Annotated in this window: 16 protein-coding genes and 1 riboswitch; of the genes, 9 read left to right on the forward strand and 7 right to left on the reverse strand. The window is 47.1% G+C overall.

Annotated elements, in window-relative coordinates; translation table 11 throughout:
- Window positions 1-115 precede the first annotated feature (115 nt).
- Entirely contained in the window at window positions 116-619 is a 504-nt protein-coding gene (locus MKX68_RS10495) for a YwhD family protein (RefSeq protein ID WP_091039209.1), read from the reverse strand.
- A 101-nt stretch (window positions 620-720) separates the two neighbouring features.
- Between MKX68_RS10495 and MKX68_RS10500 the strand changes: the two genes are divergently transcribed.
- The 5 genes from MKX68_RS10500 to MKX68_RS10520 all read left to right on the forward strand — a co-directional run bounded on the left by MKX68_RS10500 (window position 721) and on the right by MKX68_RS10520 (window position 5788).
- On the forward strand, window positions 721-2712 hold the full coding sequence (locus MKX68_RS10500) for a M1 family metallopeptidase (protein WP_340911337.1): 1992 nt from the start codon (window positions 721-723) through the stop codon (window positions 2710-2712).
- A gap of 10 nt (window positions 2713-2722) precedes the next feature.
- Window positions 2723-3574, forward strand: coding sequence for a hypothetical protein (locus MKX68_RS10505; RefSeq protein WP_340911338.1), 852 nt, complete (start codon window positions 2723-2725; stop codon window positions 3572-3574).
- Between the two features lie 245 nt (window positions 3575-3819).
- Window positions 3820-3957, forward strand: a riboswitch (cyclic di-AMP (ydaO/yuaA leader).
- Between the two features lie 3 nt (window positions 3958-3960).
- Complete coding sequence (locus MKX68_RS10510) at window positions 3961-4431, forward strand: C40 family peptidase (RefSeq protein WP_091039214.1); 471 nt, start codon at window positions 3961-3963, stop codon at window positions 4429-4431.
- A 355-nt stretch (window positions 4432-4786) separates the two neighbouring features.
- Complete coding sequence (locus MKX68_RS10515; RefSeq protein WP_340911340.1) at window positions 4787-5281, forward strand: GNAT family N-acetyltransferase; 495 nt, start codon at window positions 4787-4789, stop codon at window positions 5279-5281.
- Window positions 5282-5431: 150 nt separating this feature from the next.
- Complete coding sequence (locus MKX68_RS10520) at window positions 5432-5788, forward strand: c-type cytochrome (protein ID WP_036607288.1); 357 nt, start codon at window positions 5432-5434, stop codon at window positions 5786-5788.
- A gap of 75 nt (window positions 5789-5863) precedes the next feature.
- Here MKX68_RS10520 and rbsK read toward each other — a convergent pair whose 3' ends face one another.
- The 4 genes from rbsK to MKX68_RS10540 all read right to left on the reverse strand — a co-directional run bounded on the left by rbsK (window position 5864) and on the right by MKX68_RS10540 (window position 7731).
- Window positions 5864-6847, reverse strand: a complete 984-nt coding sequence (gene rbsK, locus MKX68_RS10525; RefSeq protein WP_340911344.1) for a ribokinase — start codon at window positions 6845-6847, stop codon at window positions 5864-5866.
- A 43-nt stretch (window positions 6848-6890) separates the two neighbouring features.
- Window positions 6891-7187, reverse strand: a complete 297-nt coding sequence (locus MKX68_RS10530; RefSeq protein ID WP_062838136.1) for a 4a-hydroxytetrahydrobiopterin dehydratase — start codon at window positions 7185-7187, stop codon at window positions 6891-6893.
- Between the two features lie 30 nt (window positions 7188-7217).
- Complete coding sequence (locus tag MKX68_RS10535) at window positions 7218-7373, reverse strand: hypothetical protein (RefSeq protein ID WP_167483873.1); 156 nt, start codon at window positions 7371-7373, stop codon at window positions 7218-7220.
- A 64-nt stretch (window positions 7374-7437) separates the two neighbouring features.
- On the reverse strand, window positions 7438-7731 hold the full coding sequence (locus MKX68_RS10540) for a hypothetical protein (RefSeq protein ID WP_074092938.1): 294 nt from the start codon (window positions 7729-7731) through the stop codon (window positions 7438-7440).
- A gap of 233 nt (window positions 7732-7964) precedes the next feature.
- Here MKX68_RS10540 and motA point away from each other — a divergent pair, with 233 nt between their 5' ends.
- Window positions 7965-8765: a flagellar motor stator protein MotA gene (gene motA / locus MKX68_RS10545; protein WP_017691317.1), complete on the forward strand. Its 801-nt coding sequence runs from the start codon at window positions 7965-7967 to the stop codon at window positions 8763-8765.
- Window positions 8752-9570 (forward strand): flagellar motor protein MotB, encoded by an 819-nt coding sequence (gene motB, locus MKX68_RS10550; protein WP_338589808.1) that lies wholly within the window; start codon window positions 8752-8754, stop codon window positions 9568-9570. Before motA ends, motB begins: the two co-directional genes overlap by 14 nt.
- A gap of 213 nt (window positions 9571-9783) precedes the next feature.
- Here motB and rluF read toward each other — a convergent pair whose 3' ends face one another.
- Window positions 9784-10485, reverse strand: coding sequence for a 23S rRNA pseudouridine(2604) synthase RluF (gene rluF, locus MKX68_RS10555; protein WP_338589806.1), 702 nt, complete (start codon window positions 10483-10485; stop codon window positions 9784-9786).
- 18 nt (window positions 10486-10503) lie between these two features.
- Window positions 10504-12843 (reverse strand): ATP-binding protein, encoded by a 2340-nt coding sequence (locus MKX68_RS10560; RefSeq protein WP_340911351.1) that lies wholly within the window; start codon window positions 12841-12843, stop codon window positions 10504-10506.
- A gap of 333 nt (window positions 12844-13176) precedes the next feature.
- Between MKX68_RS10560 and tadA the strand changes: the two genes are divergently transcribed.
- A complete protein-coding gene (gene tadA / locus MKX68_RS10565; RefSeq protein ID WP_340911354.1) occupies window positions 13177-13683 on the forward strand; it encodes a tRNA adenosine(34) deaminase TadA in 507 nt (168 codons plus the stop codon).
- A gap of 43 nt (window positions 13684-13726) precedes the next feature.
- Window positions 13727-14296, forward strand: a complete 570-nt coding sequence (locus MKX68_RS10570; RefSeq protein WP_340911357.1) for a GNAT family N-acetyltransferase — start codon at window positions 13727-13729, stop codon at window positions 14294-14296.
- Window positions 14297-14531: the final 235 nt, after the last annotated feature.

Here is a 14531-nt window from a genome sequence, read left to right on the forward strand (position 1 = left end):
TTATTCAGATCAATGAATACTGTTAATGCACAAGCAAAAGACCCCCAGCCGAACTTTCCGGTCAAGGGGCCTTTTGCTTTTTTTTGCTTTTATACTTTGTTGAAAATGATCTGCCTTAGGCGAGTGCTTCCTTCAATACATCTGGAGAAGCATTCCACCAGTCTTCGTTGTGTGAGATCAGCAGTGTCTTAAGTGCAGCTCGAGCTTCAGGTCCAAGCTCATCCAGCATGAAGCGACGCTTCAAGGCATAATCCATGCGATTCACATGTTCCGCCAGCAGTTTCCATCCACGTCTTGCTTCCGTATCAATCCACATCTCACATGCCGTTGCTCCACCATACAGTTGGCCTTCCTCCGTGCGATCCACAGCTACCCACACCAGCCATACCTGGCGTCCGTTGGGCACATCTTCACGATTGGTAGAGAATTTGATATTGCGTTCCACTTTGCTCTTCGCATGCATCGCACCGATATCGATTTTGGCTTCGCCATTATCAATAATGACCGGGGAAAGGTTATTCAGATCAATGGAGCCTGCACCGAAGCCTTTATGCTTGCTTTTTGCACTAACGATATTCAAGGCAATCTGTTTTTTGCCGTTTTGCTCGTTTTGGTCCATGTTTATAGCCTCCAAGGGTTGATACAAATATTTTAACTAATAATTGTCCCATTGCAAACATATACATGCTGTAGATGCTTGTCAACGGGAGGTATTTAACGATGATTCCACGACGCGCCAAGAGCTGGCTCACTGCATCCCTGGCCCTGTGTGTACTTGCCGGAGGGATATGGATCACTCTGGGTTATAATCGCTCAACTCATTCAGAATTGCCAGTACTCGCCCCCGAATCGGGCAAGCCCAAGGCAATAGCTCCAACCCCAGCACCTCCAGAAAGTGTACAGACCCCTACAGCCGAAGTGTACAGCAACCGTGTTGTGGAATATCACATGGATGTAAAACTGGTCGAAGGGAATGTACTGGAAGGGACTCAGACGATTACCTGGACACACCCAGGTAAAAAAACCGTCAGCGAGCTTTATTTTCATATGTACCCCAATGCCTTCTCTTCTGCTGACACCACCTTTATGAAGGAATCCGGTGGAAAGCTTCGTGGTGATGTCATGCCTACCAATGGTTATGGCTCCATGAACATTACCGAAATGAAAACGGAGGACGGGCTCTCTCTGCTGCACCGGATGCAATATGTGCAACCAGATGACGGAAATATCAAGGACACCACCCTCATTAAAGTACGCTTGCCCAAACCCGTTAAAGGCGGGGAAAGCATCACACTCCACACCCGATTCGAAGTGAATCTGCCGAAGATTTTTGCCCGAATGGGAACTGCTGATAATTTTGTCATGGCAGGTCAATGGTTTCCCAAATTAAGTGCCTATGAACCTGTGGGCAGGCGTGGACGAACAACGGAAGGCTGGAATCTGCACCAATACCATGGCAATTCAGAGTTTTACGCCGACTTCGGTATATATAGTGTGCGTATTCGGGTGCCTGAAACATACAAAGTTGCTGCTACCGGATTTCCGACGCAACAAGCCGTGGTGAAGAATGGAGAAAAGGTCTATCAATTCTATGCCGATGATGTACATGATTTTGCCTGGGCAGCTTCACCGGATTTTGTCTACGCCGAGGAACCCTTCTCTGCACCCAATGTGCCTGGTGTACGAATCAAGTTATATCTGGACCCTGCTCATCAGGATCTGAAAGAACGTTATTTCTACGCCGCGAAGGCCGCACTAGCCAATTATAGCAAATGGTTTGGCCCATATCCTTACGCTACCTTATCCATCGTAGTTCCACCCAAAGCGGGGAACGGTGCTGGAGGTATGGAGTACCCTACGCTAGTTACGGCCTTTGGAGCCGATGATACTACCCCAGGTTATGACCTGGAACGTACCGTAGTCCACGAGATCGGACACCAGTACTTCTACGGTATGGTTGCCAGCAACGAATTCGAGGAAGCCTGGCTGGATGAGGGGTTCACCTCTTATGCAGAAGACAAACTGATGGAGCAGGAATATGGATTGATTCCGAATCTGCCGGTACAATCGGGCCTGATTACGTCTCCTTCATCTTTAACACAAGAATCCTGGAAGTTCGATTCACAGAATGAGTATGCAGCCAATGTCTATACACGTGGCAAACTTGTATTGCTTGGTATCGAACATCAAGTCGGCGCAAAAAAGATGGAACGCATTCTCTCTACCTATGTGAAGAAGTACCGCTTCAAACATCCCACTTCGGCTGATTTTCAGAACGTTGTGGAACAAGTGACCCGTACTTCCTGGTCTGATTATTTTGACCAATACGTCTATGGTAACGGGATGGCTGACTTTGCTGTAGAGCAGATTCGTGTTACGCCCGTACAGAAAGACGGTCAAACATGGTACGAGTCATCCGTGACGATCGCAAAAAAAGGAAGTGATTACAACGCCGTTCCTGTTCGCATTGCTTTTGAAGACGGGCATATCCTCACCAAACAATGGAATGGCAAAGAAGATCGCATCACCTATAAATTAACTCACACATCCCCCGTATCCTGGGCCATGACCGATCCCCTGTACACGATCGTGCTGGAGAACCGCCATATGAACAATTTCCTGAAATCCGGACTGGATGAGCGGGCGAAGTCCCGCTGGAGCATGAGTGTAACCAAACTAATAGAAGCCATATTCGGAGGTCTGTCATGGTGAGGTGGAAACGGTGAAAGCGAAAATACGTGAAGGCTGGTTTCTCGTCCGTCAGCATATGTTCATTGCCGCACTCTTATTTCTCTATCAACTCATTTGGGGATATTTCTTCTATCGAATGGTACAATCGGCCGTCATCCCACTGCTCCTGCGCTATCCAGATTCTGATGCCGGGGAACTGAGTACACTTTTGTTCAAAATGGAAAGTCAACTTAACTTGTCTACCCATCCGGAGGTTCATCGTTATCTATGGATTCTAGGGGGCATGCTGCTGGTTCGCATGTTGATCAGCCCCCTCATTCAGGCAGGACTACTCTACTCACTTCAGCACTTTAACTCTACAGAAGAGCGCATCCCCTTCGTCCGCGGAATCAAAAATCTGTGGAAACCGATGCTGCTGCTCCACACCATACGTACATTATTGATACTTCTGCCCGCCTACTGGCTCTTACCGAAGCTTTACTCGATTCTCATGGACGGATTTCATTCCCTTCAATTACTTTTGCCTGGTATACCTTATGTTGCTGCCTGGATTGTATATGGTTGGATCATCCACCATGCCGTGCTCTACATGCAGTTCGGTGTTTCGGCACCAGAAGGAGAAGGCGGGGCTCACGGTACCCTCAAAGCACTCTGGATTGCACTGCGTCATCTCATCGCCGTAATCGGTATTGCACTCCTGCTGGGCGGAGTTCACCTGCTTATCTTCGGGGCATTCACTTCAGCCTCATGGTTATTAACGGGACTTACCGGACTTATACTACAACAGACGTATCCACTTGCGAGATGTCTATTGAATCTGTGGAAAATATGCAGCCATTTCCGATTATGGCAGTCCAAAATGTCAAAAGGTGAGAGCAGATAGTTTAAAAATTGTTACCATCACATGTTAAACTTATGGCCTAATATGTACTTATAAATAGGCAAACCTCAACCTTTCCCCGTCAAAGGTCGAGGTTTTTTTTGCTAAATTTGTTGCTAAACGTTGCCAAAGCCGTACTCCTCTGTTACAATAATCGCAGTGAGTTTTTAGTAACAACTTTGTAATCTTTACATTCATATTTGTAACTACTTAAAATTAAATCGTCATTTCTTGATTTCGCAGGTGCATAACTAGCATAGCCAAATTCCTGGCACCTGGGAAGCGGGGGAACCAGTTATGGGTGAATTGATCTTGCTACAGAGGGATCATAGGGGACCTTCAACCGAATCCTTAAGCTAACCTCGCAGGCGTTGGAAGGGGAATATCTCTTGTTCAAGAAGAAATTAACCGCAGCTGTACTTAGCATCACATTTGCATTATCGCTTGGTGCAGGTAGCGCATTCGCAGATTCAAAGATGGACACAGTAATTGATTCAGCAATGGGAACTACATACAAAAGTGGGGGAACAACGCTTAACGGCTTTGACTGCTCCGGATTTACACGGTATGTATTCGACAAATTGGGTATTGATTTGGCACGCCAATCCAGTTCCCAATTCGACATGGGCGATTCCGTATCCCGCATGGAAATGAGAGCTGGCGATCTGGTATTCTTCAATACAACAGGTAAAGGCGTATCTCATGTAGGAATCTTTGTAGGGGATGGAAAGTTCGCACACTCCTCTTCTTCCAAAGGCGTTACGATCAGTGCATTGAGTGAAAGCTATTGGGCCAATCGTTATGTTGGCGCGAAACGGATTATGAGCACGGACGCATATGAATCACTGGCCCTTGACTAGGGACAAGCTGAGCAACATGATGCTGTAACCATTAACCATACTGGAACGAAGCAAGAAGCATAACAGAACCGCCCGGTACATTCTCCGCAGGAATGTATCCGGCGGTTTTTTTGTGCTTCAATCCTTATTCATGTTGCAAGTTATACTCGGGGCATCTCCTGCGACATCAACAGGTTCATTTTGCGTTCGTTCGTCCGTGCCCTTATGATGTTTTTACCCATCCCGTTATAATATAAACGGAATTACCGGAACTTTTGTTTCACTTTTTTTCTTGAGAAGAGTGACTTGCTAAATGAACAGCTCTTTTGTAGAGTGGACAAAGAGTTCTGTTTCAAGGAAAGGAGCATGCAGGTGTATGAAGAAAGCCCCTGTGACGTTTCATGTTGTACCCATGCGAGAAGAACATGCGGAGCTTATCTGCAGTTGGCAGTATGACCCACCTTACAATATCTACAGCTGGCTCCCCTGGGAGCAGATGAAAGCTCTGGAAGTGGAATTCGGAGATGCACAGCTGCGGCAGGAGCAGTATGCGATCGTCCTGGATCAGAACGATCGTATATGTGGATTTGCTCAATACTTCCCACTTCAAGGGGTAACCCGAATTGGCCTCGGCATGCATCCAGAGCTCTGTGGTCAGGGTCAAGGGACAGCTTTTGTCACTGCCATTGTACAGGAAGCCATTCGCCGAAATCCCACGAATGAGATTGATCTGGAAGTACTCACTTGGAATGCTCGTGCCATTCAAGTCTATCTGAAGAGTGGATTTGTCACCCAGGATACATACGAACGACAGACCCCAACCGGCTTGAAGCCCTTTCACTGTATGGTTTATGAAGGGCCTCGCGGTTAGAATCCATTGCAAAACAACCAAATTTGCCCCTTGTTATGTGATTAGTTCAAAAAATTCCCACAAAATGCTATGATGTCAGTACAGGTTCCGTTATAATGATATGGATAGTTTCAGGTTAGATGATCTTTCATTCTGGAGGGGACATAAGGGATGCACAAATGGATCATGAGCGGAGTATTTTTTGCAGCATGCGCTTTAGCTATTGTTTTAATGTTTACGCTTCCAGGGAAAGAAGAAGTGGCTGAAGAAGCCAAACCAACCATGCCGGAAGTAACATTGGATGCCGGACAGGCTGAAGCACTGGTCAAAGCCAATTGTATCTCCTGTCACGGGGATCAGCTTCAGGGTGGCGTAGGACCTGCTCTGGCTAACATCGGTAGCCAGGATGATCTGGAGAAGATCTATTCTACGATTGTCAAAGGTAAAGGTGGTATGCCTTCCTTCAAGGGCAAGCTGCAGGATGAAGAAATTGCAAATATCGCCATGTGGCTGTCAGAGAAAAAATAATCTGTGCACGCACATAACGAAGAGGCGCTTAATCCCCTTTTGGGAGAATAAGAGCCTCTTCGTTATACCAATTTATTAGGCCTCTGTGGCATGCTCAGCCAGAAAGGCCTCAACTTCACGTGCGGACGGCATCCCGGACTGGGCGCCGAGCTTCGTCACGGATAACGCGGCCGCACCCATGGCGAAGCCTACGGCCGCGTCCAAAGTCTCACCGCGCGCGAGGGCTACCGCCAACGCGCCGTTGAAGCAATCGCCAGCGCCGGTCGTATCGACGGCGCTTACGGCGTAGCCGGGCGCACGGCACGCGCCGGCACGCCCTGCTTGTACGCGGCCGCCAGGCGCCGCCGCGTACACAGCCCCCTCGGGGCCGAGCGTCGTGACGACAGCGGCCCCGAGGGATGCGGCGAGCTCTGCGACCGCCGCATCCAGGTCTTCCGGCCGGAGATGATCCCGGCCGGTAAGCACGGCAAGCTCACTGCGGTTCGGCGTGACAACGTCGACGCACCGCAGGAGCTCCTGGGGCAGACCCGGCACCGCGGGAGCCGGGTTGAGCACCACCAGTGCGCTGCCTTCAGCCGCCAGTTGGGCGGCGCGGGTAACCGCTGGCAGCGGGATCTCCAGCTGCAGCAGCACCGCTGCGGCCGCAGTCAGGCTTTTTACCGTATCCGCCTCTTCCAGCATCTCAGGCACCACTTGTCCATTCGCACCAGGAATAACGATAATCCGGTTGTCTCCCCGAGAGAGCCAGATGGAAGCAGTCCCTGTAACCGCGTCTTCCAATATGCGAACCTGCGAGGCATCTGCACCACTTTCCGTCAGACTGTGCAGCAGACGTTCGCCAAAACCGTCCGATCCCACCGCACCAATCATCGTAGTCTGTCCACCCAGACGCGCAGCGGCAACAGCCTGGTTCGCCCCTTTGCCACCAGCGAGATAATGCAGCTCCTCACCGCTCACCGTCTCTCCCTCTTCCGGAATCGTGTCTGTCTTCACCACGAGATCCATATTGAGACTGCCTACGACAGCAATAAGAGGTTGTTTCTGATTATAGTCTGACATGTATGGTTCACTCACTTCTGGCCGCGCGATAATAACTGACCCGTTATTCCGACCTCATTTTGTCATAAGCTTCGTTATATTGCCCTGCTTCCTTGATATCTACAGATGTGATACCACCCGCATCCCATGACGTGAGACGCAGCGTAACCGTTGTATAATCAATCGTAATAAAAGGATGATGATTGAATGCTTCCGAGATCGCAGCGACCTCATCCACAAATGCAATCCCTTTCATGTAGTTGGAGAACACGAATTTACGTACAATCCACCGTCCCTCTTCCAGTTCCCAGCCTTCCAGCCTTCCCAGATGAGCTTCGACTTCCTCTTGCGAAAAAACCATGCGTTATCTTCCTCCCCATAGGATGGTACATTACAGACGTGAGTCCGTATAACCACCGACACCTTCGGCGCTATCAACAGCAACCTCAAAGGCCAGGCTCACCGCCATGCGGTTGGCCCATTTCACGACTAACATCTTACCACGGACAAGCTTCAAAATCCAATCAACTACATGGCATAGAACCACTAACCATAAGGCTTTGAGGGCAATTCCAATTCCATTTATACCCCTGAGAATGCATGTAAACACACTAAATTAAAGGTACAAATGTCAACTCTTCTTCCCCGATCAAAATATGAATACGGTGCTGTTCCTTATCATGGATGACCACACCACTTCCAACTGGAATAACAGACTCCTCGCCCAGCGCATAGAACAAATCCTCCGCCAACGCCTCATCCACTTCAAGTTGGTCAGATGCAGCCAGTCTCTCCCACTCTTCCGCGTCCATTTCAAAGAAAACATACCGATCCGGTATGCGTCCGATTGCCGTTGTCAGATCTGTCAAAATTCCTTCATAATCCCGTCCATGCTTTACGCCCATTGGCTTTTCACTCCTATTCGGCCCCTAAGGAGCGGATTTGATCTTATTATACCTGAAAATAGCCCTTAAAAAAAAAGGCCTTCTGGTCGATAAATACATATATGACCGTTTTAACTGTTTTAGCAACCGTAAGGAATGCCTAACATTGAACGGATTGCGGCCAAAAATTCGTCCGGAAGCCCGAATACAGCCGCTTGAAAGGATTCAATTTTATCTCATGGATGAGGTGTATGATGAACATTTCAACGATTATTGGACTAGTTTTTGGACTGGTCTCCCTTGTACTCGGTATGTTCCTGAAGGGTGCGCCCTTAATCAACCTGGTTAACAATCCGGCAGCCTACGTTATTATCTTTGTTGGTACGGCAGGAACTATCTTTATCGCATTTCCAATGTCTGAAGTTAAGAAAATCCCTAAGCTTTTCGGGATTATTTTCAAAAATCAAGTACTTATTGATCGAGTGTCTCTGATCGGCACGTTTATGGATTGGGCTTCCACTACCCGTCGTGAAGGTTTGCTTGCACTGGAATCAAAAGTAGAAGAGATTGACGATCAGTTCCTTCGTGGCGGTATGCGTATGATTATCGACGGCAACGATCAGGAATTTGTAAGTGATGTACTGATGGAAGATATTCATGCTACAGAGGAGCGCCACCGTGGCGGTGCCTTGATCTTCGCTCAGGCGGGGATGTACGCGCCAACGCTCGGGGTTCTCGGGGCCGTTGTAGGTCTCATCGCAGCACTTGCCGATCTCAGTGACATGGAGAAACTCTCCCATGCGATTGCGGCAGCATTTATCGCAACACTCCTTGGTATATTTAGTGGTTACGTGTTATGGCACCCGATGTCTAACAAGCTGAAGCGGATGTCCAAGCAAGAAATGGAGATCAAGCTGATGATGGTTGAAGGATTGTTATCCATACAGTCTGGTGTATCCACCATTGCCATCAACCAAAAGTTATCCGTATTCCTGACACCTTCCGAACGTAAACAACTGGAAGAGAAGGAGGGATCATCAGGTGAAAAAGGCTAAAAAGCACGAACCACATGAAGAACATATAGACGAGAGCTGGTTGCTTCCCTATTCTGACTTGATGACCTTGTTGCTTGCCCTGTTTATCACGTTGTTCTCCATGAGTTCACTCGATGCAGCCAAGTTCGAGCAGATGGCTTCCGCACTAAGCAGTGCATTGAATGGAGGCTCCGGTGTTCTGGATCATACGTCCATGAATCCGGATACGCCAGGAGCCGATCTGGGTAAGAACAAACAGGAACCTACAGAAATCACCAAGAAAACACCAGCTCAGATAACGGATGCACAGATGGCTCAAAAAGAACAGGAAGATCTGGAGAAGCTTAAGAAAAGGCTTGACCAGTATATCTCGAAGAACGGACTTTCGGACCAGCTGAATACCAAGCTGAATCAGTCTGAATTGAAGATCACCATCAGTGATAACGCCCTGTTCTCCTCAGGCCGAGCAGATGTGAAGCCTGAATCACGATCCCTGGCCAAAGCAATCTCAAGCATGCTGCAGGAGTTCCCTGAATATGAAGTGGTGGTATCCGGTCATACCGATAATATTCCCATTTCGAACAACCAATATAAGGATAACTGGGATCTGAGTGCAGATCGTGCGCTCAACTTCCTGAAAATCCTGTTACTGAACACACAATTGGACCCTTCCAAATTCACACCAAGTGGTTATGGAGAGTATCATCCGATTGCCAGTAATGACACCAATACCGGACGGGCACAGAATCGCCGTGTAGAGGTATCTATCATTCGGAAGTATCAAAGTAACAATACAAATGTAAAAGCCGTTGGCGGAGGAAACTAGAGGCCTGCAGCGATTCATTAACCAAAGACCGTTCTCCAGGTACAAGGAGAACGGTCTTTTTGGTTTATATAAAGCTTATGCTTGGTTTATCTCTACATTTTTTCACACTATTTGCGAAGATTCACCTGTCGTCATTGACCTTATACCAAAAAGCCCTGCGCTCCTTTTCGGAAAGCAGGGCTTCAATCAGTTAATTAGTCAAAGTCGAATCAACTATTCCAGTGAATAGTCCAACAGACCGCCCAGCTCCGCTTTTTCAGCAGGGGTAAGCTCTCTCCATGAACCTGTCGCCATTTCTCCAAGATGAATGTTCATGATCCGAATACGCTTCAACTTACGAACCTCGTAGCCAAAGGCACTACACATCCGCCGAATCTGACGGTTCTTTCCTTCAGTCAGGATGATACGGAATACTCGATCCGTCATCCGGGTCACGGTACAAGGGAGGGTCATTTCACCCAATATCTTCACCCCAGTGCTCATACCTCTAAGGAAACTCGGGGTTACAGATCGATCAACAGTAACGATATACTCTTTCTCATGGCGTCCTTCTGCTCTAAGTATCCGGTTAACGATATCTCCATCATTGGTCATCAGGATCAAACCTTCCGAGTCCTTATCCAAGCGTCCAATAGGAAAGATACGTTCATCGTGTCCGACAAAATCAACGATATTGCCCTGAATATGCTGCTCAGTTGTACTTGTGATTCCAATCGGTTTATTCAGCGCGATATATACGTGTTTTCTCTTTTCCTTGATCGGCTTGCCATTAATTCGTACATCGTCGCCTTCTTCTGCCTGACTGCCCAGCTCAGCCTTAACTCCATTAATAGTTACCTGACCACTATCCACCAACTTGTCGGCTTCACGCCGGGAGCAGTAACCTGTTTCACTAATAAATTTATTAATACGCAAAAGGTAATCTCACCTCATCTATTTCTCTTCATCTGTAAGTGGTTCATCCGTTACCTGATCTACCTCAATGGCTTCCGGTTGTTGCTCGGATGCAGGCAGTTCAATGATAACCGTTGTTCCCTTGTTCATGACGCTTTTAATATCCATCATGCCCTTATGTGATTGAATAATGCGCTGACTGACCATCAGACCAAGCCCTGTCCCAGACTCTTTATTCGTAAAGAAAGGCTCCCCAAGCTTGGGCATCATCTCTTCCGGGATACCAATGCCTTCATCCCTGATCTCAATTCTGACGCGTTTCGACTGCTCGTCATGCTTGAGCTTGATATGAATGCTTCCTCCATTTGGCATGGCCTCCATACCGTTTTTCAGCAAATTGATGAATACCTGCTTCAACTGGTTCTCTTCACAGTGTACCATAGCCGAATCGGATGAGGCACGCAGTACAAATTCTACACCATGCAGATGCGCCTGACTATCCAGTAACGAGATGACATCGCCGAGAATAAAACGAATATCCCGATTCTGAAAATGAACCGCCTGCGGTTTCGCTAAAATCAGAAATTCACCAACAATAAGGTTGATGCGATCCAGCTCCGATAACATCAGATCCAGATGACGATGATTCAGCTTGTTGCTCTCTTGCTGTAACTGCAGGAATCCGCGCAGTGTGGTCAATGGATTACGAATCTCATGTGCTACACCTGCTGCAAGCTGGCCTACGGTTGTTAGCTTCTCAGAACGTCTGAGCAGCTCTTCCATCCGATTACGACTTGTAATGTCCCTGGAGACACTAATAAGTGCGGTAATCTCTCCAGCCTCGTCTCGTACCGGAGCCGTACTGACACTGACCTCTACTCGGGTCCCGTCTTTCTTCATCCATGTGGTTTCGTTGGACGTAATGGACATCCCCTCAACGAGTTGGGCATGCTGACGTTTCATTTCTTCTTCTGCCTCTGGCGGGATGATCTTCAGATGACGACCTTCCACCTCGCGACTTCGAAAGCCATATAATTGTTCAAATGCCCGGTTAACCCGCAGCACTTTCCCTTCAAGATCCGTAATGTGAATGGCATCCGCTGTCTGATTGATAATGGACTCCAGATGTTCTTTCACCGCTCGATTCTCTTCATACATCTGTTTCAGGCGGCTCGTATAATGACCCAGATTACGAATCATGGCATTAATACGATTGGCCAGTTGGCCAAGTTCATCCTTCCTCCGGACTTTCAACCTGAAATCAAAGTGCCCATCTGCTACATCATTCACTTTGCCCAGTATGGATTGGATCGGACGCGTAATATACCCTGCGAGCAGATAGCTGCCAAAGATCACAATCTCCAGCAAAACCAACGATATGGAGGCATGGCTCACCAACTGCTCAGATACCATCGAGGATATTTGCTTATAGTCCATGACAATACTGATCACATAGGAAGACTGATTGGGTGTGAAAATGGGAATAAAACTCTTCAATACCTTCTGTTCGTGCGTTTCACTGACAAAAGATACATTTTGCCCTGTTCGAATGGCGCGCACCACAGCACGATGATCCTCATCCTTAGAACCATACTGGTATGTACCGAAACGAATCGGTCTGTTATTCAACTTGCTAAAGTTCGTATCTCTTCCGTCATCACCCATGTTCGGGCTGCCAAAAGTCAACGGATTGATGCCTGTAATCTCCAGAATGGAGGGATTGACCTCACGGATTTTATTCAAAATCTCATCCGGACTAGAGATTTTCACATAGTCATCAACTTCCGTATTATTATAGAAGGGATTGATTATGTAGTTTCTCTTTCCATCATGGTAGTAACCCCAGATATCAATATCCGAAGGACTGGATGTCGAATATTCGAATCCATCTGACCAGAAATGCTCTAACTTCTGCCCTTGGGGAATCGTCACCTGTTGTTTTTCAAACAGCTGCTTAAAGGCCTGATACCAGTAAGTCATGGATTTGGTGGACAGTCCAATTTCTCTTGGATCTGATGAACGGCTAACCACAATGTCATCATCCGTCTGCTCCATCAACGAAATATGTGAGACGCCAACCTTCTGACTCAAGCGAACAAGTTCTTCATTTGTGATATTATTAATATCCGGGTCCAATTCTTCCGCTGCCATGACAGCAGCAAGCCACAGATTGTTTCCAATCTGCCTTTTTACATAATCCGAACTGTATTGATTTTGTTCGACAGCAATTGCAATCTGCTTTGCAGTGAGCACCATCTTGGTTTCACTGTCCTGCCGCAGATTCTCTTCTGTAGTATAATAACTCAGTGCGATATTCAACACTAAAATAACGAGCACTGAGCACGACATAATCATGGATAATTTCGTTTTAATAGACAAGTTTTTAAGTTCACCTCTCGGCTTGTACCCTCTGGCGATATATGGCAAAACCTATCTCCATCATAACGCTTGTATGACTTTTTGAAAAGGATAATTGACCTGTGTCCAAAAGTTACCGAATGAATGAAAAGCTCGAAATTCGTTGTTTTTTGCATTTTTGAACTCTACAATGAAATTAATCACTATATTTATCCACATACCCACAGGCTTGTGGATAGTTTGTTTATAACTATGTGAGCAACTCTATGGTTATCCACATATCTATACACAACATGTTAACAACCCGAATACTTGTTCGCTGAATAAATGCTTTTTGGAAGGAGTTATATCGTAATGAATGACCATTCTCTCCAGCCCGATCTTGCGCATTTATCTGAGGAAGCTCAGCATGAGCACTGGATGCGCGAGGCCATTGCCGAGGCCTACAAAGCTGAGGCTCTTGGGGAAGTGCCGATTGGCGCTGTAATTGTACAAAACAACCAAATTATTGGCCGAGGATACAATCTGCGTGAAACTACACTGGATTCCACCGCCCATGCAGAGATGGTGGCTATTCGTCAGGCCAGCGAGACCATCGGAGCTTGGCGTTTGTTGGATTGTTCTCTGTACGTCACACTGGAGCCTTGTCCGATGTGTGCAGGTGCAATTGTACAATCGAGGGTCCCCCGCGTAATCTTTGGTACGGCTGATCCCAAGGCAGGCTGTGCAGGTACACTGATGAACCTGCTACAGGAGCCTCGATTTAACCATCGCACCGAGGTAATCCCGGATATCCTTCAGCCTGAATGCTCCACCATGCTAACTCAATTTTTTAGAAGTCTGCGCCAAAAGTTAAAGTAGTCACCGAATACAACCATCCCAATTAGAAAGGAAGTGTGCTGTAATGGCACTAACACTCTATGATACAGCCCATGGCATAAGCCTTCGGCTGCTCACACCCCAGGATACACAGTCCTATCTGGACCTGATTCAGATTACACGCGTCCCATATCAGGCTGTAGAACCGGTTCGAGAGAATGATTTTTATACACTGGATGCTCAGACTCGGCGGATTGAGGATCGGGTCAAGGCAGCAGAAGAAGGTACAGGATATCAGTTTGGAATCTACACCATTAAAGACAGCCTGTTGATTGGACAAGTAAGTCTTAACAATGTCGTATTGGGCGTTGCCAATTATGCTGATATGGGTTACTTTATCCATCCAGATTATCAGGGCGGCGGACGAATGACCGCAGCGGTTAAACTAGCCGTAGCTTATGGCTTCCGTGCGCTGAAGTTGAATCGGGTTCAGGCTGCGGTATTGCCTACCAACAAAGGTTCACAGCGCGTACTGGAGAAGAACGGATTCCAGTTTGAAGGTACTGCTCGCAGATACCTCAAGATCAACGGCAAATATCAGGATCATCAGATCTATGCTGTACTTGCTGAAGACTTGGACGAACTTGCGAATTAATTGATTTAGAATTTCCACCACAAAGCTGTCTGTATTTCCAATTCAACAATATACAAATTTAATATTCCAAACCGCACTACCCTAGTTATGTAGGAGAGAGTGCGGTTTTATTTGTATGTATCACCAGCCACGATTTAAAATCAAAGATCAATTATTTTGCGGATCCCCCTCATACGCTGTGGAACAAAAAAACCGCCTGTATCCAAGCGGAAGGAAATTATCCATCACTTGAATA

This window comes from Paenibacillus sp. FSL M8-0212 (genome assembly GCF_038004645.1).
Lineage (GTDB): Bacteria > Bacillota > Bacilli > Paenibacillales > Paenibacillaceae > Paenibacillus.

What these genes read in the sequence shown, in the direction of transcription:
- MKX68_RS10495 (WP_091039209.1), bottom strand. Translation starts at nt 619, where the DNA reads ATGGACCAAAACGAGCAAAACGGCAAAAAACAGATTGCCTTGAATATC.
- MKX68_RS10500 (WP_340911337.1), top strand. Translation starts at nt 721, where the DNA reads ATGATTCCACGACGCGCCAAGAGCTGGCTCACTGCATCCCTGGCCCTG.
- MKX68_RS10515 (WP_340911340.1), top strand. Translation starts at nt 4,787, where the DNA reads ATGAAGAAAGCCCCTGTGACGTTTCATGTTGTACCCATGCGAGAAGAA.
- MKX68_RS10520 (WP_036607288.1), top strand. Translation starts at nt 5,432, where the DNA reads ATGCACAAATGGATCATGAGCGGAGTATTTTTTGCAGCATGCGCTTTA.
- rbsK (WP_340911344.1), bottom strand. Translation starts at nt 6,847, where the DNA reads ATGTCAGACTATAATCAGAAACAACCTCTTATTGCTGTCGTAGGCAGT.
- MKX68_RS10530 (WP_062838136.1), bottom strand. Translation starts at nt 7,187, where the DNA reads ATGGTTTTTTCGCAAGAGGAAGTCGAAGCTCATCTGGGAAGGCTGGAA.
- MKX68_RS10540 (WP_074092938.1), bottom strand. Translation starts at nt 7,731, where the DNA reads ATGGGCGTAAAGCATGGACGGGATTATGAAGGAATTTTGACAGATCTG.
- motA (WP_017691317.1), top strand. Translation starts at nt 7,965, where the DNA reads ATGAACATTTCAACGATTATTGGACTAGTTTTTGGACTGGTCTCCCTT.
- tadA (WP_340911354.1), top strand. Translation starts at nt 13,177, where the DNA reads ATGAATGACCATTCTCTCCAGCCCGATCTTGCGCATTTATCTGAGGAA.
- MKX68_RS10570 (WP_340911357.1), top strand. Translation starts at nt 13,727, where the DNA reads ATGGCACTAACACTCTATGATACAGCCCATGGCATAAGCCTTCGGCTG.